General features: G+C 65.6%; 2 protein-coding genes and 1 pseudogene. All 3 read right to left on the minus strand.

All coding sequences use genetic code 11. The features are described 5' to 3' along the window. Nucleotides 1–164: 164 nt before the first annotated feature. Complete coding sequence (locus ACFWPJ_RS33050) at nucleotides 165–623, minus strand: YfbM family protein (protein WP_378857487.1); 459 nt, start codon at nucleotides 621–623, stop codon at nucleotides 165–167. Nucleotides 624–795: 172 nt separating this feature from the next. Then, nucleotides 796–948: a hypothetical protein gene (locus ACFWPJ_RS33055; protein ID WP_378857489.1), complete on the minus strand. Its 153-nt coding sequence runs from the start codon at nucleotides 946–948 to the stop codon at nucleotides 796–798. A gap of 20 nt (nucleotides 949–968) precedes the next feature. After that, nucleotides 969–1,172, minus strand: a pseudogene (locus tag ACFWPJ_RS33060) (response regulator transcription factor); the annotation flags it as partial. Nucleotides 1,173–1,331 lie beyond the last annotated feature (159 nt).

A 1,331-nucleotide genomic window follows, 5' to 3' on the forward strand; every position in this document is an offset into this window, starting at 1 on the left:
AAATATCTATTTTTCTTGTCCCCCCACGACCGAGTGAACCCGCCAACCCCGGGGGCGGGCTTTTTCGATGGTCAGCCGAAATGCTGCAGGAACCCAAGATCGACCCCGTGTTCGCCTGTTCCAGCAGTTACTTCAATCCCGCCCACGCCTTGACGCCCGAGCCGCTATTCGAATCGGCCCACCACTGGGGACCCCGTCGCGGCGGCATGGGTGAAGAACTCCTGCAGCCCGATGTAGTGGTCACGCAGATAATCCAGGCTCCATTCGGACTCCCAGATATCGGGGTAGATGCCCTCCTTGCCCAGCTCCTCTGGGTCGAAATGCTCGGCCAGCAGGTCGAACGGCGTCGCGGCCAGACTCAGCGCCGCCGCGGCCACCTCCTCGGCGCTCCACACGGTCGTACACGCTTCGTCCCGGCTCGGCTCGTCCTCCCGCAGCAGGTCGAAGCCCACTCCGGCGGCACCCAACAGGTAGTGCAGGCCATCCCAGGCCTTGTCGATATCGCCCGCCGGTTCACCGTTCCGGTTGATGGCGTCGATCAGGTCGAAGGCAGTCGCAACGTCCGCGATGATGCGGGCCGCATCGTCGTCGGAGATGCGGTGGAAAGCGAAAACCAGACCCATGGGGCCACCTTTCGGGCAGAGTGCAGGACCTCGCCGAAGGTAGAAGCGGTGCCTTGCGGATAACTTGGCAGCGTCTTTCCGCGGGATCCGGTTGTCGGTGTGCCACCGCCTGATTCGAGCCGCGTTATCTCGGGCTGACGCAGTCTGGCTGGCCCGGCCGGCCGTGTCTGCGTCAGTCCGAGCTCGAGCCGGCGTTCTGAATGGCCCGCGCCGATTCGAACGCCAGGATCGCTTCCGCGCATCCGGTCTCGTACTCGGCGGCATCGAAATCCGGCCTGTTCATCCGTTCGCGCCGTACGTCGGCCATCGATGAGTGTTCAGCCATGATCGGGTACCTCCCTGTTCTTACTGCCAGCCCGGGCGGACCAATCCTGATTCGTAGGCGAGGACGACTAGTTGGGTGCGGTCGCGGGCGTTGAGTTTGGTGAGGATGCGGCTGACGTGGGTGCGGGCGGTGGCGGGGCTGAGGTAGAGGCGGGCGCCGATTTCGGCGTTGGTGAGGCCTTCGGCGACGAGGGTCATCACCTCGCGTTCGCGGTCGGTGAGGTCGGCCCCGGCGGGGGGGGGGGGGTGTGTGGGGGGGGGGGGGGGGTGGTGGTGCGGGGGAACCGGGGGGGTTGGGCTGGTTCCACCGCGCCGAACGCACACTATCGACGCAATCGGTGCGAATCTCGACCGAAACCGCGATCAGTGAACGCGCAGCGCAGT

The sequence above is a fragment of the Nocardia sp. NPDC058497 genome (genome assembly GCF_042720195.1).
GTDB lineage: Bacteria > Actinomycetota > Actinomycetes > Mycobacteriales > Mycobacteriaceae > Nocardia.

Excerpts from the sequence above, each read along its gene's own strand:
- ACFWPJ_RS33050 (WP_378857487.1), bottom strand. The coding sequence starts at position 623 with ATGGGTCTGGTTTTCGCTTTCCACCGCATCTCCGACGACGATGCGGCC.
- ACFWPJ_RS33055 (WP_378857489.1), bottom strand. The coding sequence starts at position 948 with ATGGCTGAACACTCATCGATGGCCGACGTACGGCGCGAACGGATGAAC.